Annotated in this window: 22 protein-coding genes; 5 read left to right on the top strand and 17 right to left on the bottom strand. The window is 73.3% G+C overall.

Annotated elements, in window-relative coordinates; translation table 11 throughout:
- Nucleotides 1-97: 97 nt before the first annotated feature.
- The 3 genes from disA to GGG17_RS14760 all read left to right on the top strand — a co-directional run bounded on the left by disA (nt 98) and on the right by GGG17_RS14760 (nt 2,958).
- A complete protein-coding gene (gene disA, locus GGG17_RS14770) occupies nt 98-1,156 on the top strand; it encodes a DNA integrity scanning diadenylate cyclase DisA (protein ID WP_154594503.1) in 1,059 nt (352 codons plus the stop codon).
- Nucleotides 1,157-1,214: 58 nt separating this feature from the next.
- Nucleotides 1,215-2,084, top strand: coding sequence for an iron-sulfur binding domain-containing protein (locus GGG17_RS14765; protein WP_154594467.1), 870 nt, complete (start codon nt 1,215-1,217; stop codon nt 2,082-2,084).
- Nucleotides 2,085-2,160: 76 nt separating this feature from the next.
- Nucleotides 2,161-2,958: an SGNH/GDSL hydrolase family protein gene (locus tag GGG17_RS14760; RefSeq protein WP_154594466.1), complete on the top strand. Its 798-nt coding sequence runs from the start codon at nt 2,161-2,163 to the stop codon at nt 2,956-2,958.
- A gap of 600 nt (nt 2,959-3,558) precedes the next feature.
- On the opposite strand, the gene GGG17_RS14755 is transcribed toward GGG17_RS14760, so the two are convergent.
- The 7 genes from GGG17_RS14755 to lysS all read right to left on the bottom strand — a co-directional run bounded on the left by GGG17_RS14755 (nt 3,559) and on the right by lysS (nt 10,378).
- Nucleotides 3,559-4,083, bottom strand: a complete 525-nt coding sequence (locus GGG17_RS14755; protein WP_154594465.1) for an amino-acid N-acetyltransferase — start codon at nt 4,081-4,083, stop codon at nt 3,559-3,561.
- A 146-nt stretch (nt 4,084-4,229) separates the two neighbouring features.
- Nucleotides 4,230-6,782 carry an ATP-dependent Clp protease ATP-binding subunit gene (locus GGG17_RS14750; protein ID WP_154594464.1) on the bottom strand — a complete coding sequence of 851 codons (2,553 nt, stop codon included), beginning with the start codon at nt 6,780-6,782 and terminating at the stop codon, nt 4,230-4,232.
- A gap of 242 nt (nt 6,783-7,024) precedes the next feature.
- Complete coding sequence (locus GGG17_RS14745; protein ID WP_154594463.1) at nt 7,025-7,411, bottom strand: nuclear transport factor 2 family protein; 387 nt, start codon at nt 7,409-7,411, stop codon at nt 7,025-7,027.
- 8 nt (nt 7,412-7,419) lie between these two features.
- Nucleotides 7,420-8,157 carry a (2Fe-2S)-binding protein gene (locus tag GGG17_RS17280; protein WP_311966729.1) on the bottom strand — a complete coding sequence of 246 codons (738 nt, stop codon included), beginning with the start codon at nt 8,155-8,157 and terminating at the stop codon, nt 7,420-7,422.
- Nucleotides 8,158-8,194: 37 nt separating this feature from the next.
- On the bottom strand, nt 8,195-8,518 hold the full coding sequence (locus GGG17_RS14735) for a histone-like nucleoid-structuring protein Lsr2 (protein ID WP_154594462.1): 324 nt from the start codon (nt 8,516-8,518) through the stop codon (nt 8,195-8,197).
- A 91-nt stretch (nt 8,519-8,609) separates the two neighbouring features.
- Complete coding sequence (locus tag GGG17_RS14730; protein WP_154594461.1) at nt 8,610-8,795, bottom strand: hypothetical protein; 186 nt, start codon at nt 8,793-8,795, stop codon at nt 8,610-8,612.
- 38 nt (nt 8,796-8,833) lie between these two features.
- A complete protein-coding gene (gene lysS, locus GGG17_RS14725) occupies nt 8,834-10,378 on the bottom strand; it encodes a lysine--tRNA ligase (RefSeq protein WP_154594460.1) in 1,545 nt (514 codons plus the stop codon).
- A 108-nt stretch (nt 10,379-10,486) separates the two neighbouring features.
- Between lysS and GGG17_RS14720 the strand changes: the two genes are divergently transcribed.
- Nucleotides 10,487-11,089 carry a hypothetical protein gene (locus GGG17_RS14720; RefSeq protein ID WP_154594459.1) on the top strand — a complete coding sequence of 201 codons (603 nt, stop codon included), beginning with the start codon at nt 10,487-10,489 and terminating at the stop codon, nt 11,087-11,089.
- Between the two features lie 69 nt (nt 11,090-11,158).
- Here GGG17_RS14720 and GGG17_RS14715 read toward each other — a convergent pair whose 3' ends face one another.
- From GGG17_RS14715 to dacB, 9 genes are all read right to left on the bottom strand, one after another.
- Complete coding sequence (locus tag GGG17_RS14715; protein WP_154594458.1) at nt 11,159-11,635, bottom strand: DUF3180 domain-containing protein; 477 nt, start codon at nt 11,633-11,635, stop codon at nt 11,159-11,161.
- Nucleotides 11,629-12,534 carry a 2-amino-4-hydroxy-6-hydroxymethyldihydropteridine diphosphokinase gene (folK, locus tag GGG17_RS14710; RefSeq protein ID WP_154594457.1) on the bottom strand — a complete coding sequence of 302 codons (906 nt, stop codon included), beginning with the start codon at nt 12,532-12,534 and terminating at the stop codon, nt 11,629-11,631. Before folK ends, GGG17_RS14715 begins: the two co-directional genes overlap by 7 nt.
- Nucleotides 12,531-13,496, bottom strand: a complete 966-nt coding sequence (gene folP, locus GGG17_RS14705) for a dihydropteroate synthase (protein WP_311966728.1) — start codon at nt 13,494-13,496, stop codon at nt 12,531-12,533. The genes folK and folP overlap by 4 nt, the downstream gene beginning before the upstream one ends.
- Nucleotides 13,493-14,065 carry a GTP cyclohydrolase I FolE gene (gene folE / locus GGG17_RS14700; protein WP_311966727.1) on the bottom strand — a complete coding sequence of 191 codons (573 nt, stop codon included), beginning with the start codon at nt 14,063-14,065 and terminating at the stop codon, nt 13,493-13,495. The genes folP and folE overlap by 4 nt, the downstream gene beginning before the upstream one ends.
- Before the next feature lies 1 nt (nt 14,066).
- Nucleotides 14,067-16,139: an ATP-dependent zinc metalloprotease FtsH gene (gene ftsH / locus GGG17_RS14695; RefSeq protein ID WP_154594456.1), complete on the bottom strand. Its 2,073-nt coding sequence runs from the start codon at nt 16,137-16,139 to the stop codon at nt 14,067-14,069.
- Nucleotides 16,140-16,326: 187 nt separating this feature from the next.
- A complete protein-coding gene (hpt, locus tag GGG17_RS14690) occupies nt 16,327-16,878 on the bottom strand; it encodes a hypoxanthine phosphoribosyltransferase (protein WP_311966726.1) in 552 nt (183 codons plus the stop codon).
- A gap of 64 nt (nt 16,879-16,942) precedes the next feature.
- On the bottom strand, nt 16,943-17,938 hold the full coding sequence (gene tilS, locus GGG17_RS14685; protein WP_154594455.1) for a tRNA lysidine(34) synthetase TilS: 996 nt from the start codon (nt 17,936-17,938) through the stop codon (nt 16,943-16,945).
- A gap of 23 nt (nt 17,939-17,961) precedes the next feature.
- A complete protein-coding gene (locus GGG17_RS14680; RefSeq protein WP_154594454.1) occupies nt 17,962-19,044 on the bottom strand; it encodes an Rv3626c family coenzyme F420 biosynthesis-associated protein in 1,083 nt (360 codons plus the stop codon).
- Between the two features lie 197 nt (nt 19,045-19,241).
- Entirely contained in the window at nt 19,242-20,669 is a 1,428-nt protein-coding gene (dacB, locus tag GGG17_RS14675) for a D-alanyl-D-alanine carboxypeptidase/D-alanyl-D-alanine endopeptidase (RefSeq protein ID WP_154594453.1), read from the bottom strand.
- Between the two features lie 116 nt (nt 20,670-20,785).
- Between dacB and GGG17_RS14670 the strand changes: the two genes are divergently transcribed.
- Complete coding sequence (locus GGG17_RS14670; protein WP_311966725.1) at nt 20,786-21,310, top strand: inorganic diphosphatase; 525 nt, start codon at nt 20,786-20,788, stop codon at nt 21,308-21,310.
- A 131-nt stretch (nt 21,311-21,441) separates the two neighbouring features.
- On the opposite strand, the gene GGG17_RS14665 is transcribed toward GGG17_RS14670, so the two are convergent.
- On the bottom strand, nt 21,442-21,935 hold a 494-nt coding region (locus GGG17_RS14665; RefSeq protein WP_195849249.1), incomplete at its 5' end, for a C40 family peptidase.

Here is a 21,935-nt window from a genome sequence, read left to right as displayed (position 1 = left end):
TGCACGCCGTCGGGGGTGGGCATCGGCTGCATGATCACCTCGGGGGCGATGCTCCGGACGACAAGGAGTGCCAGTGGACCGCGTGGACGACGACCGGATGCTGCAGGCGCTCGCGGCCGTAGCCCCCGGCACCGAGCTGCGCGACGGCCTCGAGCGCATCCTGCGCGGACGCACCGGCGCGCTGATCGTGCTCGGCAGCGACAAGCTGGTCGACCAGATCTCCACCGGCGGCTTCCCGATCGACATCGAGTTCTCGGCCACCCGGCTGCGCGAGCTCGCCAAGATGGACGGCGCCATAGTGGTCACCCGCGACATCTCCCGCATCGTGAAGGCCGCCACCCAGCTGCTGCCCGACGCCTCGATCGAGACCAGCGAGTCCGGCACCCGGCACCGCACCGCCGAGCGGGTGGCCAAGCAGACCGGCTACCCGGTGGTGTCGGTGAGCCAGTCGATGCAGATCATCGCGCTCTACGTCAACGGTCAGCGCCGGGTCATCGAGAACTCCTCGGCCATCCTGTCCCACGCCAACCAGGCGCTGGCCACCCTGGGCCGCTACAAGGCGCGCCTGGACGAGGTCACCGGCACGCTGTCCGCGCTGGAGATCGAGGACCTGGTCACCGTCCGCGACGTCATGGCCGTGCTGCAGCGCCTGGAGATGGTGCGCCGGATCAGCGAGGAGATCGAGGGCTACGTCGTCGAGCTCGGCACCGACGGTCGGCTCCTGACGCTGCAGCTCGAAGAGCTGATGCAGGGCCACGGCAACGACCGCGAGCTGGTGATCCGCGACTACCTGCACGAGGTGACCACGCCGGAGGAGTCCACGGTCAAGGAGAGCCTGGTCGACCTGGCGGCGCTGAGCACCTCCGAGCTGATCGACCTGCAGCTGGTCGCCCGCGCCCTCGGCTTCCCGACCAGCCTGGACGTGCTCGACCAGGCGGTCAGCCCGATCGGCTTCCGGCTGCTGTCCAAGATCCCTCGGCTGCCGGCGACCATCGTCGACCGGCTGGTCGGGCACTTCGGCTCGCTGCAGCGCCTGCTCGCCGCCAGCCTGGAGGACCTCATGGACGTCGAGGGCGTCGGCGAGTCCCGGGCCCGCGCGGTCCGCGAGGGTCTGTCGCGGCTGGCCGAGTCGAGCATCCTCGAGCGCTACGTCTGAGCCCGGTCACCGCCCGCGGACCGCGACCACGGGCCACGCCAAGGGCGCGTCATACGACATGGACCTCCACCAGCCGATCCTGCAGTGGTATGCCGACCACCGGCGCGACCTGCCCTGGCGCCACGACGACTGCTCACCCTGGGGCGTGCTGGTCTCCGAGGTGATGCTGCAGCAGACCCCGGTCGCCCGGGTGCTGCCCGTGTGGCTGGAGTGGATGGAACGCTGGCCGACGCCGGGCGACCTCGCGCTCGCGCCGGCCGGGGACGCGGTCCGGGCCTGGGGGCGGCTCGGCTACCCGCGGCGGGCGCTGCGGCTGCACCAGTGCGCCACCGCGATCGTCGAGCACCACGACGGGCAGGTGCCGACCACCGAGGCGACGCTGCTGACCCTGCCCGGGGTGGGCGCCTACACGGCCGCGGCGGTGGCGTGCTTCGCGCACGGCGAGCGCACCGTGGTGGTGGACACCAACGTGCGCCGGGTCCAGGCCCGCACCGTCTCCGGGGTGGCGCTGCCCGCGCCGTCGCTGAGCCGCGCCGAGACCGACCTCGCCGCGGAGCTCGTCCCGGCCGACCCGGCGACCGCCCGCGTCTGGAACGTCGCCGTGATGGAGCTCGGCGCGCTCGTCTGCACCGCCCGCTCACCCCGGTGCACCGACTGCCCGGTCGCCGACCTGTGCGTATGGCGCCGCGCCGGCCGCCCGCCCTACGACGGCCCGCCGCGCCGGAGCCAGGGCTGGGAGGGGACCGACCGACAGGTGCGCGGCGCGATGATGGCGGTGCTGCGGGCCGCGGACGGGGCGGTCACCCTCGCCGACCTCGCGCCCGCCTGCCCGGACGACGAGCTGCGGCGGATGCGCTGCCTGGACGGGTTGGTCTCGGACGGGCTGGTCGAGCCGGTGGCCCTCGGCCGCTACCGCCTGCCGGCCTGAGCCCGTGACCCCGGTCGCGTCCGATCCGCGGGCCGGGGTCCTCCCGCCGGCCGAGTCCTCGCGCGAGGATGGGGGCATGGCTCCTCGCATCGCGCCCCGCAAGATCGATGTCGCCGGCGTGCGCCGCGCCCTGGACGTGCGGCAGACCCTCCACGAACGGCTGGCCGCGTCGACGCCCAGGCTGCACGCCCCCGCCGGCGCCGAGACCGGCGTGGCCCGCCCCACCACCGGGACGGTGGACGGCACCCGCCCGCTGACGCTGGTCGTGCTCGGGGAGTCCACCGCCCTCGGCATCGGCTGCGACCGGCCGGAGGAGATCCTCGCCGCCCGGCTGGCGCAGCGGCTGGCCGACCGCGAGGGCCGTCCGGTGAGCTGGCGCACCGCGGCGGCCGACGGGGCCACCGCCGACCACTGCACCACCCACCTGGTGGACCGGCTCGCCGGGGACCCGGTCGACGTGGTCGCCGTCGCGCTCGGCGTCAACGACCTGATCCGCGGACGCCGGCCGGCGGTCTTCGCCCGCGACGTGGAGGCCCTGGTCACGCGGGTGCGGGGGCTGCAGCCGGGCGCGGTGGTGGTGCTCAGCGGCCTGCCCGACCCCACCACGATGCCGCTGCTGCCCGCGCCGGTCGCGGCGCTGCTGGCCCGCCGAGCCGCCACCCTCGACGAGCGGGTGGCCGCCACGGCCGAGCGGCACCGGATGGCGTACGTGCCGGTCCGCGACGTGCCACTGAAGGCGGAGCACCTGGCCGCCGACGGCTTCCACCCCGGGCCCGCAGGCTGCGTGCTGTGGGCCGAGCAGCTGGCGGCCGCCATACCGCCGCTGGACCAGCGCCGACCGGCCCGGTGGGCTGGGGGCTGGCCTGTGGACTAGACGCTGGTGCCGCAGGACGCGGTGCGCGGCCGCCGGTCCGGGTAGGAGTCCGGCGCCCCGGCCCCCCCGAACCATCTGGGCCGCAAAGTGGTTGGCACGGGGTGCAGGAGCCCGAGGACATGTCGATCCTGCTGGAGTGGGAGAGCTTCGCCATCGACGGGCCTCGCGACGGTCATCTCGGGCTTGGCTTCCCATACGCCCTTCGCGCCGCCGACCGGACGGCTTACACCCGCGGTGACGTGCAGCGTCTCGTCGCCGGCGGCCCGCAGGGAGCGCAGCTGCCGCCCGAGGCGGCGCCATTCTTCCGGCTGGACCGGGTCGGCCCGGGCGACAGCCTCGAGGCCGGCTTCGGCGTGCTGGTGGTGACCGAGGGGGAGCGAGCTGCGCGCAGGCAGCGGTCCCGTCCACGTCGGGCGGGGCAGCACGGTGGTCATCCCCCACGCCGCCGGGAACCTCGAGGTCGTGGGGCCGCTGCACACCCTGTGGAGCCGCTCGCCTGCCCCCACTTCCTGACCTCCTGCCGCCTGACCTCGCACCGTCTGCCCGCCAGACCAGCAGCGCCGGCCCACGTCCCGTCACGATCCGGACGACGCGGCGCGGTCAGAGGTCGACGAGCATCCGGGTGTTGCCCAGGGTGTTGGGCTTGACCCGGTCCAGGTCGAGGAACTCCGCCGTGCCCTCGTCGTACGACCGGACCAGCTCGGCGAAGACCTCGTGGGTGACCGGGGTGCCCTCGATCGGCCGGAAGCCGTGCCGCGCGAAGAAGTCCACCTCGAAGGTCAGGCAGAAGACGCGGGACACCCCGAGCCGGCGGGCGTCGTCGAGCAGGGCGTCCACGATCCGGCCGCCCACGCCGTGGCCCAGCGCGCGCGGCGAGACCGCGAGCGTGCGCACCTCGGCCACGTCCTCCCAGAAGACGTGCAGAGCACCGCAGCCCACGATCTCGCCGTCCAGCTCGGCGACCCGGAACTGCTGCACCGACTCGAAGTAGGCCACCGCGTCCTTGGCCAGCAGGATGCGCCGCTGCGCGTAGGGCTTGACCAGCGCACGGATCGCCAGCACGTCGCTCGTGCGGGCCGGGCGGACCCGCAGCCGCTCCACCGTCTCCTGCTGCTGCTCGCCCATGCCGTCTCCGTCCGCGCCTGCTGAGACCCCCTAACCTAGCGGCGCCCGACCGCACGGCTGCGGCCCCGTCCACCAGCTGGTGGGCGGGGCCGCTAGGCCGCGTGGCGGGAGCACGGCGCCCGTCGGGGCACCGGCGCCGGCCGGTCTCAGCCCTGGGTGCCGGTGCCCTCGCCGCGGTCGTGGCCGCCCTCGAGCGCCACGTCGAGCGGCGGCAGGTCCGGGACGTCGGAGCCCTTGGTGCCCGTGAAGGTGAACTCCGGGTCCTTGTCGGCCCCGTCGGTGTCGACCAGGATGATCTCGCCGGGCCCGATCTCGCCGTAGAGGATCTTCTCGGAGAGGACGTCCTCGATGTTGCGCTGGATGGTGCGGCGCAGCGGTCGGGCACCCATGACCGGGTCGTAGCCCTGCTTGGCGAGCAGGTCCTTGGCCGCGGGCGTGAGCTCGATGCCCATGTCCCGGTCCTTGAGCCGCGTGTCGAGGCGAGCGATGAACAGGTCGACGATCTGGACGATCTCGTCCTTGGTGAGCTGCGGGAAGACGATGACGTCGTCCACGCGGTTGAGGAACTCCGGGCGGAAGTGCTGCTTGAGCTCCTCGGAGACCTTGGACTTCATCCGGTCGTAGCTCGTCGAGGTGTCGGTGCCGGCGGTGAAGCCGAGCGAGACGCCCTTGGAGATGTCCCGGGTGCCGAGGTTGGTCGTCATGATGATGACGGTGTTCTTGAAGTCCACGACCCGGCCCTGGGAGTCGGTCAGGCGGCCGTCCTCCAGGATCTGCAGCAGCGAGTTGAAGATGTCCGGGTGGGCCTTCTCGACCTCGTCGAACAGCACGACCGAGAACGGCTTGCGGCGGACCTTCTCGGTGAGCTGACCACCCTCCTCGTAGCCGACGTAGCCGGGGGGCGAGCCGAACAGCCGCGAGGCCGTGTGCTTCTCGCCGAACTCGGACATGTCGAGCTGGATGAGGCTGTCCTCGTCGCCGAAGAGGAACTCCGCCAGCGCCTTGGCGAGCTCGGTCTTGCCGACGCCCGTGGGGCCGGCGAAGATGAACGACCCGCCAGGACGACGGGGGTCCTTGAGCCCGGCGCGGGTGCGACGGATCGCCTGGGACAGCGCCTTGATGGCGTCGTCCATGCCGACGATGCGCTTGTGCAGCTCGTCCTCCATGTGGAGCAGCCGCGAGGACTCCTCCTCGGTGAGCTTGAAGACCGGGATGCCGGTCGAGGCCGCGAGGACCTCGGCGATCAGGTCGTCGGTCACCTCGGCGACGACGTCCATGTCCCCGGACTTCCACTGCTGCTCGCGCTCGGCCTTGGCCTCGACGAGCTTGCGCTCGTCGTCGCGCAGGGCGGCGGCCTTCTCGAAGTCCTGACCGTCGATGGCGGCTTCCTTCTCGCGGCGCACGTCGGCGATCTTGTCGTCGAACTCGCGCAGCTCCGGCGGGGCGGTCATGCGCTTGATGCGCAGTCGCGCGCCCGCCTCGTCGATCAGGTCGATCGCCTTGTCGGGCAGGAACCGGTCGTTGATGTAGCGGTCGGCGAGGTTGGCCGAGGCGGCCAGCGCGGAGTCCGTGATGGACACGCGGTGGTGCGCCTCGTAGCGGTCGCGCAGACCCTTGAGGATCTCGATGGTGTGCGCGAGGGTGGGCTCGGCCACCTGGATCGGCTGGAAGCGCCGCTCGAGAGCCGCGTCCTTCTCGATGTGCTTGCGGTACTCGTCCAGGGTGGTCGCGCCGATGACCTGCAGCTCGCCGCGGGCCAGCATCGGCTTGAGGATGCTCGCGGCGTCGATGGCACCCTCGGCCGCGCCGGCACCGACGAGGGTGTGGATCTCGTCGATGAACAGCACGATGTCGCCGCGCGTGCGGATCTCCTTGAGGACCTTCTTGAGGCGCTCCTCGAAGTCTCCGCGGTAGCGCGAGCCGGCGACCAGCGCACCGAGGTCGAGGGTGTAGACCTGCTTGTCCTTGAGGGTCTCGGGCACGTCGCCGCGCACGATGTCCTGGGCCAGGCCCTCGACCACGGCGGTCTTGCCGACGCCGGGCTCGCCGATGAGGACGGGGTTGTTCTTGGTGCGGCGGGACAGCACCTGCATGACCCGCTCGATCTCCTTGGCGCGGCCGATGACGGGGTCGAGCTTGCCGTCGCGGGCGGCCTGGGTGAGGTTGCGGCCGAACTGGTCGAGGACCAGCGACCCGGCCGGGGTGCCCTCCTGGGGGCCCGTGCTCGAGCCGCCGACGCCGGCGCCCGCGCTCTCCTTGCCCTGGTAGCCCGAGAGCAGCTGGATGACGGTCTGGCGCACGCGGTTGAGGTCGGCGCCGAGCTTGACCAGCACCTGCGCCGCCACGCCCTCGCCCTCGCGGATCAGGCCGAGCAGGATGTGCTCGGTGCCGATGTAGGAGTGGCCGAGCTGCAGCGCCTCGCGCAGGGACAGCTCGAGGACCTTCTTGGCGCGCGGGGTGAAGGGGATGTGGCCGGTGGGGGCCTGCTGACCCTGGCCGATGATGTCCTGGACCTGCTCGCGCACGGCCTCCAGGGAGATGCCGAGGCTCTCGAGGGCCTTGGCGGCCACGCCCTCACCCTCGTGGATGAGGCCGAGCAGGATGTGCTCCGTCCCGATGTAGTTGTGGTTGAGCATGCGCGCTTCCTCCTGCGCAAGCACCACGACTCGTCGGGCCCGGTCGGTGAACCGTTCGAACATCTGGGTTGTCTCCTCGCTATCGAGATGCCTCGATGCTATCTACGCCTCCCGACGGACCGTGCGCGCTGGGACGCACCGCCGGGCACGCCCCGCCGTACGGCGCGGGACTTGACGATGTCAACGCCACCGGCGTGCGTGGTGTTCCGTGCTGCGCGTCCGCGGTGTTCGCCCTCAGCGGACGGGATCGGCGCCGTGCGGGAGGCGGTCGTATGCCGGACGCCCGCCGTCACGGCCGACCGGCCTCAGTCGCGGATCGGGGTGGCCTGCTGGTGGCGCAGCTGCCACCCGTGCTCGGTGAGCAACCAGACCGAGGACCGCCAGGAGGTGCGGGACGACCGGTGCGCCCGGTAGGTCACGAGGACCACGCCGGGCGCAAGCAGCTCCGCCTCGAGGCGGTCGACGGTCAACGAGCTCGTCGAGTCCTCGACGGGGGCCTGGAGGGCCGTGCGCCGGTCGTAGACCTGACCGCTGGCGGCATACTCCGCGTAGTAGTCGTGCAGGAGCGGCTGCACGCCCTCCACGTCGCCGCGCATGTTGGGGTCGAGGAGCTTCATCTCGAGCTCGACCACCTGCTCCAGGTCGACGGTCTGGCCGTCGGCTCGGCCGTCGGGCTGGGTCGGGACGGACATGGCGCTCCTCACGGCGCAGGCGAGCGCCGGGTCGAGGGGGTCGCGCGGGCGCGACGAGGGCAGGTGGAGCAGGTCGTGGCTCCCGGGAGAGCGTAGATGAAGCAGCAGGATGCCCGCAGCCGACCTCGGGAGTCGTCGTCCGGCCGGACGAGCAGGGGGCTGCCCGCCGCCGCTGCGGCCCGCTCCACCGCGATGCGCCACAGGTCGTCGACCATCCCCAGCCGCTGGCGGCTGGACATCTTGACGCCGGGCGCGGCATACGACCTGGCCACCTGCTCGGCGTGGTGCCGGTAGGACTCCTCGGCCCGGCGCAGGCGCACCGGTTCGGAGGCGAGGACCTGGTGAGCGGCGCTCGCGGACACGTGGACCCGCGCGGGGTAGCCCTGGGTGGGGTGCGGCTCGATCACCACCGAGCCCGGCGACAGGTCGAGGGCCCAGGGCCCGATCGCGGCGGCGAAGGCCGCGGGGTGGGCCAGGGCGTCGAGGTACCACCCGAGGACGAAGGTGGCCGCGACGTGGGGTGGCTGGCGACGGCCGTAGAGCCGCGCCCAGCCCGCCTCCACCCGCGAGCGCCAGTCGGCCAGGGCCTGCAGCCCGGCCGGCGAGCCAGAGCCGACCTCGGCGGTGTCGACCGTGGGGCCGGACGCGGCATCGCCCGGCCCGACGAGGAGGTCGAGCCAGGCGATGCGGGACGAGACGAGGTCGCAGGCGAGCTCCAGCTCACCGCCGGTCAGGGGATGACCCACGGACGTCAGCGCCGTCGCGGTGAGCCGGACGCCGCGATCAGTGGGCGGCGTCGTAGGCCCTCTGCAGCTCGGACGAGACGCGGCCGCGCTCGGAGACCTGGAAGCCGTTCTGCCGACCCCACTCGCGGACGTCGTTGAGGTTGCTGCGGCCGCCGCCGGAGGGCTTGCGTCCGGTGGTCCTGCGACCGCCCGAGCGACGAGCGTGGCCGACCCAGGCCGCGAAGTCGTCGCGCAGCTTGCGGGCGTTGTCCTCGGACAGGTCGATCTCGTAGGTCACGCCGTCGAGCGCGAACGTCACGGTCTCGGCCGCGGCACCCCCGTCGATGTCGTCCTCGATGATGACCTGGATGCGCTGTGCCATTTCGAATCTCCTCGTCAGTGGCCGGGAAAAGAATAGGTCCGCCCATCAACATAGGGGATTTCACCCGCGCCGGTCAAAGCATCGGTGTCGACTAAACGTGCCCGTCCTGCCCGCCGGTGGAATTGCGGGCCGACATCTCCTGCTCCCTTTCCCACTGGGCGTGCGCAATTCGTTCGCGCCGATCGCCCTCGAGGATGTTCTTCATCACGTGCCAGAAGATGAAGAGAACGCCCACGGTGGGTGCCAGAGCGATGAAGACCTTCCAGAGCATGTCCATGGCAAAACCTCTCGTCGATCAGGATTTCGCGGTGTCCCTCAGGCCTGCGGCTTGAGATGGGGAAACAGGATGGTCTCGCGGATCCCCGTGCCGGTGAGCAGCATGATGAGCCGGTCGACGCCCATGCCGGTCCCGCCCATCGGGGGCGCGCTATACTCCAGCGCCCGCAGGAAGTCCTCGTCGAGCTCCATCGCCTCGTCGTCCCCGCCGGCGGCCAGCGCCGCCTGCGCGGTGAGCCGCTCGCGCTGCACCACCGGGTCGACCAGCTCGGAGTAGGAGGGGGCGAGCTCGACCCCACCGACGATGAGGTCCCAGGCCTCGACCAGGCCGGGCGTGGTGCGGTGGGCGCGGGCCAGCGGCCGCACGGACTCGGGGTAGTCGCAGACGAAGGTCGGCTGCAGCAGGGTGTGCTCGACGAGCTGCTCGAACAGCTCGAGGACGATCTCGCCGGCACCCCAGGAGGGCTTGAGGGAGATCTCGTGAGCCGCAGCCAGACGGCGCAGCCGCTCGACGTTGTCCGGCGTCTCGTCAGGCAGGACCTCCTCGCCGAGCGCCTGGCCGACCCCCTCGCAGATCGGCAGCCAGCGCCACTCGCCGGACAGGTCGATCTCCCGGCCGCGATAGTCGACCAGAGACGTGCCGCGGCCGGTCGCCTCCGCGGCGTCGAGAATGATCTGCCGGGTGCGGTCGGCCGCCGTGAACTGGTCGCCGTAGGCTTCGTAGAACTCGAGCTCGGTGAACTCCGGGGAGTGCGTGGAGTCCACCCCCTCGTTGCGAAAGACCTTGCCGATCTCGTAGACGCGGTCGACCCCTCCGACGACGGCGCGCTTGAGCCACAGCTCGGTGTAGGCGCGCAGACTCATGTCGATGTCGAAGGCATTGAGGTGGGTGGTGAACGGGGTGGCCGCTCCCCCGTGGCTGAGGTTGAGGATCGGCGTCTCCACCTCGACGAATCCGAGCCCGTCCAGGGTGCTGCGGATGGAGCGCAGCACCGTCGCCCGCAGCCGCACCATGTCGCGCGCCTCCTGACGCACGATCAGGTCGGCATACCGCTGCCGCACCCGCGTCTCCTCGGACAGGTCCTTGTGCAGCGTCGGGAGGGGGCGCAAGGCCTTGGAGGCCATGACCCAGGTCGTCGCCATGACGGACACCTCGCCGCGGCGACTGCGCACCACGTGCCCGGTGACGCTGACGTGGTCGCCGAGGTCGACGTCGGCCTTCCACGCGTCGAGCTGGTCCTGACCGACCTCGGCGAGGCTGAGCATGACCTGCAGTCGCGTGCCCGGCCCCTCCTGGAGGGTGGCGAAGCAGAGCTTGCCGGTGTTGCGTTGGTAGACGATGCGTCCCGTCACCGAGACGACGAACTCCTCGCCCTCGGGCTCGTCACCGGCCTCCAGCGGCTCACCGAGCGCGGCGGCCTGGGCCAGGGAGTGGGTGCGCGGGACGGTGACGGCGTAGGGCGCCATACCCCGCTCCAGCAGCCGCTCGCGCTTGTCGCGGCGGACCCGCATCTGCTCGGGCACGTCGCCGTCGGAGGCGGCGACGTCGGGCTGGTGGGGCTGCTGCTCGGGCGCGGAACTCATGCCCCCAGCGTAGTCGCGCGCACCGCGACTCCCCGCCGGTCGTCCTGCGCGCCGCCTTGGGCCGGAAGGCCGTCACCGGGGACACTGTCCGGGACGAAAGGACCCCCCATGCCGTCTCGCCCCGCCACCCTGCGCGCCGCCGTCGTGCTCCTGCCCCTGACCGTGGGCGCCGGCGCCCTGCTGTCCGGCTGCACCGCGCTGTCCAGCGGCTACGCGCCGCCGGTCACCGTGACGGTGACCCCGACGGTGACGGTGACCGGCGCGGCCGCGGCCCCCAAGCCCTCGGCGACACCCACGCCGACCCCCACGGCGACGCGCGCCGTCGGCGTGACCAGCCAGGTCCGCGGCCGGGCCTACGACCTCGGCAAGATCACGGCGGTGGAGATGAAGGACCAGACGCCGGTGCTGACCTTCGACCGGTGGACGGTGCGGGGCCGCTCGGACGGCTCGGTCGGCCGCCAGGGTGTGGACCTCGCACCGCACGCGGGCTCGCTGTTCAGCAACCGCAACACCATCTCGTTCCGGATCCCGGTCGACCCGGGTGCGACGGTCGTGCGTCAGACCTGCACGAGCGAGGGCGCCCCCCCGCAGACCTCGCCGAGCACCGTCCAGGCCCTGGCCGAGCTGCCCGGGGACCAGGCGATCGTCAAGCTCACCCTCGACGACCAGGGCTGGGCCACCAAGGTCGAGAGCGACCCCGTCTGCGGCTGACGCGGGTCGGGCCGTCCGCCACGTGACACCCACGAGCAGGCGTCCTCACCCGACCTCGGGAGACAGGCGCTAGGGCGCGGGCGGCGCGGTGCGGTCCTCGTCGAGCCGGCACCAGGACTGGCCCACGAGACCGGCGACGACGAGCAGGACGCCGGCCGCGGTCACGGCGAGGGCCGCCGCGGCGTCGGAACCGAGGCCCTGCAGCGCGAGGCCGGCCCGTGCGACGAGGGCGTGGGCCAGGCTCCACCCGGCCACCACGGCGCCGGTCAGCGCGGCGGCCTGGCAGAGCACCAGCACCCGGAAGCCCCGCAGCCCGTCGTGCGGCCCCGAGGCCCGGCGACCACGCACGGTACGGCGGACCGACCAGGCGCCGGCCAGGACGAGTGCGGCCACGAGCACGAGCGGCAGCGTGGCGAGGTAGCCGACCGGCGGCAGCGACCGCCCGCCCTCGCTCCACCACGACAGCACGGCGTAGCCGACGGCGAGCACCAGCACCGCGAGGAGGGCGCACAGACCGACGCTGAGCCCGCGGCCACCCCTCAGCACGACGCCACCTGGTCGCCGCGGAGACGGTGGCGGGGACCGAGGGGCCACGCGGGCCCCGGCCGTATGCCGTCCGCCCGCCGCTCGTCCGCGAGCTCCCGCACGAGGCGGCGGTCGCCGCCTGGGAGGGTCAGCTCGGCGTCGGGGTCGACCTCGGCCCACGGCACCAGCACGAACCCGCGCTCGTGGGCGCGGGGGTGGGGCAGCGTGAGCCGGGGGTCGTCGCTGCGGGCCTCGCCGTAGGCGATGAGGTCGAGGTCGAGGGTGCGGGCGCCCCAGCGGACCTCACGGGTGCGGCCGTGGTCGGCCTCGATGCGGTGCAGCCGGTGGAGCAGGGCGCGGGCGGACAGGCGGGTGCGGCCGAGGACGACGGCGTTGAGATAGGCGGGCTGCTCGGGTCCGCCCACCGGGTCCGTCTCGACGACCGCCGACCGCCCGGTGACGCGCAGACCCCGGGTGCGGGTGAGCCGGTCGACGGCCGAGGCCAGCGTCGCCAAGGGCTCGTCGAGGTTGGCGCCGAGGGCGATGACGACCTCGACGTCCCGGCGGGAGGTCACCGTCACCGCGACGTCGCCGAACGCGACGGCGATGGGAGCGGACGGCTTGTGCACCGTCACGTCGACGGACTCCAGGAGCAGGTGGTCCTCGAGCAGCCGGGTGCCGATGCTCCCCGCCAGGGCCTCGACGAGGTCGTGCGGCTCCCCCGTCACGAGCTCGTGGACGGTCTCGGCGACCGCGGCATAGCTCACGGTGGCCGCGAGGTCGTCGGTGGCGGCGGCACGTCCGAGGTCGAGGTGCAGGACCAGGTCGACGACGAACTCCTGCCCGAGCACGCGCTCCTCGGGCAGGACGCCGTGCCTGCCGCGGGCGCGCACGCCGGTGAGCGTGATCCGGTCGGTCATCGGGCACCTCCGGCGCCCGGGACGCCGCGCCTCGGCCCTGCAGCGGACGAGGCGGCGACGGGCAACGCGGCGGCGGGCGGCATACCGGCCTGCCAGGCGGCGAGCACCCGCAGGGCATCGGCGCTCCCTCGCACGTCGTGGACCCGCACTCCCCAGACACCGGCCTGGGCGCAGAGCAGGGTGGTGGCCGCCGTCGCGGTGTCGCGCTCGAGCGGAGGCCGCGGGACGGGCTGCCCGGACGGGGCACCGTCGGCCGTGGCGGAGCCCTCGGTCGGCGGGTCCGCGAGCAGCGACCCGAGAAAGGCCTTGCGGGAGGTGCCGACGAGGAGCGGGCGTCCCAGGGCGGCGAGCTCGTCCAGCCGACGCAGGAGCTCCCAGTTGTGGGCCGCGGTCTTGGAGAAGCCGATGCCGGGGTCGAGGACGACCTGCTCGTCGCGGACGCCGGCCTCCCGCAGCTCGGCCAGCCGCTGCGCCAGCTCGTCGCGGACGTCGGTGACGACGTCGTCGTAGGTCAGGTGGTCCTGCTGCTGCATGTCGGCGCCGTGGGCCCGCCAGTGCTGCACCACCATGGTGGCTCCCGTGCGGGCGACCACCTCACGGATGGCGGGGTCGCCGAGGCCGCCGCTGACGTCGTTGACGACGGCGGCGCCCACGTCGACCGCCGCCGCGGCGACCTCCGCGCGCATCGTGTCGACGGACACCGTGACCCCCGCAGCCACCAGGTCGCGCACGACCGGCACGACCCGGTCGATCTCCTCGGACACGAGGGGCCGCGTCGCGCCGGGCCGCGTGGACTCCCCGCCCACGTCGACGACGTCGGCGCCGTGGCGGGCGAGCTCGAGCCCGTGCTCCACCGCCCGCCGGGCATCGGACCACCGGCCCCCGTCGCTGAACGAGTCGGGGGTGACGTTGAGGACGCCCACCAGCACGGGCCGCCCCCGGTCGCGGCGCAGGTCGATCACGCGCGGCCCCCGAGCGCGAGCTGCATCGCCTCGGCCCGGGTGGCGGGGTCGTGCAGCTGGCCGCGCACCGCCGAGGTGATGGTCCGGGAGCCGGGCTTGCGTACGCCCCTCATGGACATGCACAGGTGCTCGCACTCGAGCACGACGATCGCGCCACCGGGATGGAGGTGCTGCACCAGCGCGTCCGCGACCTGCGTGGTCAGACGCTCCTGCACCTGCGGCCGGCGTGCATAGACGTCGACGAGCCGCGCCAGCTTGGACAGGCCCGTGACGCGCCCGTCCTTGCCGGGGATGTAGCCGACGTGCGCGACGCCGTGGAAGGGCACGAGATGGTGCTCACAGGTGGAGTAGACCTCGATGTCCCGGACCAGGATCAGCTCGCTGTGCCCGATCTCGAAGACGGCGTCGAGCACCGAGCCGGGGTCCTGCCCGATCCCCGAGAACATCTCGTCGTAGGCACGCGCCACCCGCGCCGGTGTGTCGCGCAGGCCGTCCCGGTCCGGGTCCTCGCCGATCGAGAGCAGCAGCTCCCGCACGGCCGCCTCGGCCCGCGCGCGGTCGACCGTCACGTCACTGACCCGGGTCGACCCGGTCGTCCCCGGGGAGCTCGATCACCTGGGTGGGAGGGTGCTCGCGCTCCGGGTCCGGGTTGTCGCCCACCTGCTGCTCGACCCGGGCCTCGACGGCCTCGACGGTCGCGCGCTCGCCGGACTGCAGCGCCATCTCCTCCGCCGGGGTCAGCACCGGGGGACGGTTGCTGACCTGCCGGTCCTCGCTGGACAGCCACACCGGGCGCTCGGGGCGCTTGACGACGTCCGCAAAGATCACGGCCAGCTCCTCGCGACCGAGCGTCTCCTTCTCGAGCAGCTCGAGCACGAGGCGGTCGAGCACGTCGCGGTTCTCGCGCAGCGCGTGCCAGGCCTCGTCGTGGGCGTACTCGATGAGGCGGCGGACCTCCTCGTCGACGATGCCCGCGACCTTCTCGGAGTAGTCGCGCTGGTGGCCGTAGTCGCGACCGAGGAAGACCTCGCCCTGCTCCTGGCCCAGCTTGATCGCACCCACCCGCTCGGACATCCCGAACTGCGTGACCATCTTGCGGGCCATGCTCGTGGCCTTCTCGATGTCGTTGGAGGCACCCGTGGTGGGGTCGTGGAAGATCATCTCCTCCGCGACCCGACCGCCCAGGGCGTAGGCCAGCTGGTCGAGGATCTCGTTGCGGGTCGTGGAGTACTTGTCGTCGTTGGGCAGGACCATCGTGTAGCCGAGGGCACGGCCGCGGGGCAGGATCGTGATCTTGCTGACCGGGTCCGTGTGACGCATCGACGCCGCCACGAGCGCGTGCCCGCCCTCGTGGTAGGCCGTGATCTTCTTCTCCTTGGCCGACATGATGCGCGTGCGCTTCTGCGGTCCGGCGATCACGCGGTCGATCGCCTCGTCGACGATGGCATTGGTGATCTGCAGCTGGTTGGACCGGGCGGTGAGCAGCGCGGCCTCGTTGAGCACGTTGGCGAGGTCGGCACCCGTCATACCGGGGGTGCGCCGCGCGACGGTCATCAGGTCGACGTCCTCGGCGAGCGGCTTGGACTTGGCGTGCACCTGCAGGATGTGGTGGCGGCCGAGCATGTCGGGGGCCTCGACCGCGATCTGCCGGTCGAACCGGCCCGGGCGCAGCAGCGCCGGGTCCAGGATGTCGGGGCGGTTGGTCGCCGCGATGAGGATGACATTGGTCTTGACGTCGAAGCCGTCCATCTCGACGAGCAGCTGGTTGAGCGTCTGCTCGCGCTCGTCGTGGCCGCCGCCGAGCCCCGCGCCGCGGTGGCGACCCACGGCGTCGATCTCGTCGACGAAGATGATGGCCGGGGCGCTGGCCTTCGCCTGCTCGAACAGGTCGCGCACGCGGGAGGCACCCACGCCGACGAACATCTCGACGAAGTCCGACCCGGAGATCGAGAAGAACGGGACCCCGGCCTCGCCGGCGACGGCGCGGGCGAGCAGGGTCTTGCCGGTTCCGGGCTGGCCGTAGAGCAAGACGCCCTTGGGGATCTTGGCGCCGACGGCCGCGAACTTCTCGGGCTCGACGAGGAACTCCTTGATCTCCTGCAGCTCCTCGACCGCCTCGTCCGCGCCGGCCACGTCGTCGAAGGTCACCTGCGGCATGTCCTTGGTGGCCAGCTTGGCCTTGGACTTGCCGAACTGCATGACCTTGGAGCCGCCGCCCTGCATCGAGCTCATGATGAACCACGCGAAGGCACCGAAGAGCAGCAGCGGCAGCAGGTAGCCGAGCAGCGCGAGGAAGGGCGAGTCCGTCGGCGGCTGCTCGTCGTAGCCCTGGGAGGGCTTGTGCGCGTCGAGGAGCTTGACCAGCTCGGGACCGCGCGGCTCGATGTAGTGCGCCCGGACGTGCTTGGCGTCCTTGACCTTGCCGCCGGTGTACTCGCTGCCGTCCTTGAGGGTCAGGTCGATGCGGTTGCCGTCGACCAGCTTGGCCGACTCCACCTTGTCCTGCTGGATCAGCTGGACCGCGGCCGACGTGTCAACCTCGCGGAAGTCCGACTGCTGCCCGACGGACAGCCAGGCGGCGATCAGCAGGCTGACGACGACCAGCCACATCCAGGGGCTTCGTGCGATGCGCTTCGCGTTCATGTACGTGCGGGGTGCGACCCCGTCCCTTCCTGATCAAGCGGTTCGGCCGAGGCCGAGGAGTTGAGAGACCGTTGCCGGCACCGAGGGGGACAACGAGCGAGCGATCTGAGGTGTTCCGGCCGGTCCGAGCGCCTGCGAGGGCCTGCGGTGGGCCCGGCTCGCGGCATACGGTCGGCGCCGGCGCCCGTCAGCTGTAGACGTGCGGGGCGAGCAGCCCGATCTCGCGCAGGTTGCGGTACTGCTGGTCGTAGTCGAGTCCGTAGCCGACGACGAACTCGTCGGGGATGTCGAAGCCGACGTAGCGGACGTCGATCTGGACCTTGACGACGTCCGGCTTGCGCAGCAGCGTCATGATCTCCAGCGAGGCCGGCTTGCGGGACTCCAGGTTGGAGCGGGTCCACGACAGGGTGAGACCCGAGTCGATGATGTCCTCCACGATGAGGACGTGCCGGTCGGTGATGTCGGTGTCGAGGTCCTTGAGGATCCGCACGACGCCTGAGCTCTTGGTGCCCGAGCCGTAGGACGAGATCGCCATCCAGTCCATCTCCACGCTGCCCGGCAGGTGGCGCATGAGGTCCGCCATGACCATGACGGCGCCCTTGAGCACGCCCACGAGCAGGACGTCCTTGCCCTCGTAGTCCCGCCAGATCTCGCCGGCCAGCTCCGCCAGGCGCTCCTGGATCTGCTGCTCGGTGTAGAGCACCTCGGCGAGGTCGTCACCCATGTCGCTCGCTTGCACTGCGTCTCCTCGGTCCGGCTCGTTGCGCGTGGTCTCGGTGGGGCCTCGGCGGTCCCGCCGGCGTTCATTCAACCCGATCGGCGGGCCCGATCATGATCCGACCGGCCCGTCCAGGCGTCCGGGCCGCGACCAGGTGCCCCGGCAGGGACACGGGACCCTGCCCCCGCCAGTGTGTCAGGAGCCGGTCGGTCGCGAGGACGTGCGCGGCGGTCAACGCCCCCGACGGAGCACCGGCGGCCAGCGCGGCGAGGCGCAGCACGCGGGTGCGGACGGCCTCGGGCTGGCTCGCGAGCGCGTGCGCAGGCAGGCTGGTCGGCACCTCTGCCTGCTGCGCCAGCCAGGTGGCGGCCAGCTGGTCGAGGGCGTCCGCGTCGGCCCGCAGCCGGTCGGCCGAGCGCGCCAGGGCATCCCGTATGCCGGGGCCCAGCGCCTCCTCCAGCACCGTCATGGCGCCGCGCGCCCGCACGCGGGCGTAGGCGGGGTCGGCGTTGTGCGGGTCCTGCCAGGGGTCGAGGCCGTCGTGCGCGCACACGGCCGCCGTGTCGGCCCGGGTCACCGCGAGGAAGGGGCGGGCGAGCAGGCCGCGGCGTGGCGGCATGCCCGCCAGGGACCGGGCGCCGGAGCCACGGGCCAGCCCGAGGAGCACCTGCTCGGCCTGGTCGTCACGGGTGTGGGCCAGCAGCACGGCGACCGCCTCCAGCCGCTCGGCCTCGGCGACGAGGGCGGCGTGGCGGGCGTCGCGAGCGGCGTCCTCAGGCCCGCCGGGGTGCTCCCGGGCGACCTCGACGCGGCGCACGACGACGGGGTCCAGGCCCAGCCCCCGGCACTGCGCGGCGGCCCGGTCGGCCACCTCGGCGGACCCGTCCTGGAGCCCGTGGTCCACCACGACGGCCCCCGCCGGGCGGCCGGTCTTGTCGACCTCGAAGGCCACCACGCTGGCGAGCGCCAGCGAGTCGGTCCCGCCGCTGCACCCCACGAGGACGAGGCCCTCGGGGAGCTCGCCGAGCAGCCGCCGCGCCGCGAGACGGCAGGCGGCGACGGCGGCGGGCGGGGACGGCATACGGCCTGGCTGGGGCGGGGCGCTCAGCCGTGGACCCGGGCGAGCCACAGCCGGTGGTCGCCGATCTCCGCCGGGGACGGGAGGGTCTCGGGCGACGCCCAGACGGCGTTGAAGCCGTCCATCCCGACCTCGTCGACGACGCCCCGGACGAAGGTCGCGCCGTCGGAGTACTGCCGCATCTTGGCCTCGAGCCCGAGCAGCCGCCGCACGACCCGGTCGAGCGAGGAGCGGCCACCACGACGCTCGTCGAACTTCGCGCGGATGGTGTCCACGGTGGGGATGACGGCCGGTCCCACGTCGTCCATGATCACGTCCGCGTGGCCCTCGAGCAGGCTCATGATGGCCGTCAGGCGGGCGATCTCCTCCCGCTGCTCGGGGGTCGTGACCAGGTCGGAGAGGCCGTTGCCGCCCTCACGCACCGCGTCGGGCAGGTTGCGCACCACCATCGCGAGGCGCGCGGCCAGCTGGTCGGCATCGGGCACGAGGTCGACGCTCAGCGCCCGCGTGCGCCCGAGCATGTGCTCGCGCAGCCACGGCACGGCGGTGAACTGCACGCGGTGGGTCTCCTCGTGCAGGCACACCCACTGCCGGAAGTCCGCAGGGTCGAGCTCGAGCTCGCGCTCCACCTCCACGACGTTGGGGGCGACCAGGAGCAGCTGGGGCGTGCCGCCGGGCGCCAGGTCGTATTGCCCGAGCACCTTGCTCGCGAGGAAGGCCATCAGCGCGCCGGTCTCCCCGCCCGTGACCTTGCTCCCGACGGCCGCGGCGGCGGGCCCGACCGGCGTCGCGCGCGAGGCGAGGAGCTTGTCCTGCACCGGCGCGATCATCCCCCGCATGGAGCGGACGTTGGCGTCGATCCAGCCGGCACGGTCCACCACGCGGGCGGGCTCGGCGCTCGCGGGGGCGTGCATCCGGGCGGTGTCGGCGACGTGCTGGGCGGAGCGCGCGGCGGCGTCGCGCAGGGCGTGGACCGCGTCGGCGGCCTCGGCCGGGGTGACCTGGGGGCCGCGCGGCACGAGGCGGCGGCCCGTGGCGGCGGCGAAGTCCCAGTCGACGAGCTCGATGGTCGGGTCGGGACGGTGGTCCTGCCTGGTGTCCTGGCTCATGAGGAGGTCAACCTCTCGGGGTGGTGATCCGTTCCCTCGGTGGCGGTGTCGGTATGCCGGACCGCCCGTCTCGTGCTGCGTCGCCGGTCTCGTGCCGCGTCCCCGGTCTGGTGCCCCGCCACCGGTGTCGTGCTGCAGCCCGAGACGGGCGCGGCGGGCCGAGACGCAGAAGGGCCGTCCAGACGGAGAGCGCCCGGTCACCGGCACCCGCACGTCGCCAGCCGCGTCACCAGGGCGTCCAGGGCCGCGCGGGCGCCCTCCGTCCCTCCCGCCGCCGGGACGTCGTCGGCCAGCACGGCGAAGGCGAGCAGCCGGCCGTCCGCGTCGACCACGGTGCCGCCCAGCGAGCTGATGCCGGTGAGGGTGCCGGTCTTGGCCCGCACGACCCCCGCCCCGGCCGCCGACGCCCCGGCCACGTAGCGCCCGGCCAGCGTGCCGGACAGGCCCGCCACCGGCAGGTCCTCGACGACGCGCGCCATGCCGGGGTCACGGCCGGAGGTGCCCGCCACGAGCACGTCCCCGACGAGGCGGGCCGGGACCGTCGTCCCCGCGGACAGACCGCTGGTGTCGGCGAGGCGGACACCCGTCAGGTCGTATCCCCGTCGGGCGAGCTCGCCCTGCACCCACCGGGCCGCCGCGGCGAAGCCGCCGCTCGCCCCGGCCCGCGTCGCCGCCTGGCGGGCCAGCGACTCGGTCACGGCGTTGTCGCTGCGGGCCAGCGCCACCGCCATCACGTCGGCGACCGGCGCCGACGACACCGACGCGAGCGCGCGGCTGCCCGCGGGCGCCGCCGAACGGACCAGGTCGCCCCGCACCGAGATGCCCGCGCGCCCCAGCTCGGTCCGCAGCACCGCGGCCACCTCGCCGGCCGGGTCGGCGGGCGCCGGGGCCCCGGGGGCCACCAGGCCGTCCGCGAGCCCGAGCATGGCCACCTTGCCGACGATCGCCTCGCCCAGGTAGGCACGGTCCCACGTCGGGGCGTAGTCGGGGCCCGCCGCGTGGCTCAGGTCCAGGCCGAGCGTGACGGTGGTGCGCCCGGCCGAGCGCAGCGCCGCCGCCGTCTGGGCGGCCAGGGTCGCCACCCCGGCGTGCCCCTGCACCTCGCCCGGGCGGGACGGTCCCCGCGCCAGCATCATGTCGCCCCCGGCCCGCAGCACGACCCGGCCGTCGGGGGCGAGGACGGTCGAGGTGACGAGCCGGGTCTCCGGGCCGAGCGCGGGCACGACAGCGGCGGCCGTCAGGAGCTTGGTCGTCGAGGCGGGGGTCCGCGGCTGGTCGGCGGCCACGTCCAGCAGGTGCGCGCCCGTCATACCGTCGCGGACCGTCAGCCCGACCGAGGGCCCCAGCCGGGGGTCCGCGAGGGCCGGGGCGAGGGCGCCGCGCAGGGCTCCCGCCGCCGGTGCGGGGGCAGCCGTCGAGGTCGCGGAGCCGGCGGGGGTCGGCACCGTCACGCGCGGCACGGGGGCGCCGTCCGAGGTGACCGGGGCGCCGGCCGCGGCGGTGGCGCCGGGCGTCGAGGGGTCGCGGTCGATCGTGAGGATGCCGGGGACCCTGTCGTGCGCGTCCAGCACGCCGTATGTGGCAACGGCCACACCGAGCGTGGCGGCGCCCGCGATTAGCGTCATCCGGCGCACGGCCACCCCTTGTCTGTGGGTAGGTTGGTGGCCAACGATTGATCGACCGTCTTGCAGCCTAGGCCAGCGCGCCGGGCTGCGCCGATAGCCACGCAAAGGGGCCACCAGTGGAGCTGGACGTCACCATCGAGATCCCGTCGGGTCACCGCAACAAGTACGAGGTCGACCACGAGTCCGGCCGGATCCGCCTGGACCGCATGCTGTTCACGTCCACCCGCTACCCCGCCGACTACGGCTACGTCGAGGACAGCCTCGGCGAGGACGGCGACCCGCTCGACGCCCTGGTCCTGCTCGACGAGCCGACCTTCCCCGGGTGCCTCGTGCGGGCGCGCCCCATCGGCCTGTTCCACATGCGCGACGAGGCCGGCGGCGACGACAAGCTGCTGTGCATCCCGGCCGGCGACCCGCGCCAGGAGCACATCACCGAGCTCGACCACATCAGCGACTTCGACCGGCTCGAGATCCAGCACTTCTTCGAGACCTACAAGGACCTCGAGCCCGGCAAGTCCGTCGAGGGCGCCTTCTGGGCCGGTCGCGAGCGGGCCGAGGAGATCGTCCTCGAGGCCCTCCAGCGCGCCAAGGACAACAACGTCACGACCCTGCGCTGGCCCGCTCCGCACCAGTCGCACTGACGGGCCGCCCGACCTGCCCGGTCAGACCCCGTATGCCGAGAGCGGCGGTCCTCCACCCGGAGGGTCGCCGCTCTCGCTGCACCCCGCCCCTGTAGCGGCGCAGGCCCCCTCGCAGCGGAGGCCCCTTCGCGTCAGCGCACGCGACCGCCGTAGGGCAGAAGGTCGGACCAGTACATCGACTCGACGCGCACCTGCGCCCCGGTGTGCGGGGCGTTGACCATCTTGCCGTCGCCGATGTAGAGGCCCACGTGGTGGATCGAGGCCGCGTCCTTGCCGAAGAACACGAGATCGCCCGGCTGGAGCTGCGACAGCGGGAGCCGCTGGGTCTGCGCCCACTGCGAGCCGGAGTAGTGGTCCAGGCGGGAGCCGGCCGCGCCCCAGGCGCCCTGGACGAGGCCCGAGCAGTCCCAGCGGTCGGGGCCGGCCCCTCCCCAGAGGTACCAGTCGCCGACCTGCGCCATCGCGAAGTCGATGGCCTTCTTGGCGCGCGGGTTGGGGGCTGCGACGGAGAAGGCGCTGCCCCGGAGGTAGCCGGGCACGCGGCGCAGCGCGCGGGTCGCGGACCGGTCCGCGGCCTTGGCGGCGGCGCGCGCCCGGTCCGCGGCCCTGCCGGCCCGGCTCGCCT

The organism is Arsenicicoccus cauae, from assembly GCF_009707125.1.
Lineage (GTDB): Bacteria > Actinomycetota > Actinomycetes > Actinomycetales > Dermatophilaceae > Arsenicicoccus > Arsenicicoccus cauae.
Note: the sequence above shows the minus strand (reverse complement) of the source record. Positions and strands in the feature narration are given on the sequence as shown.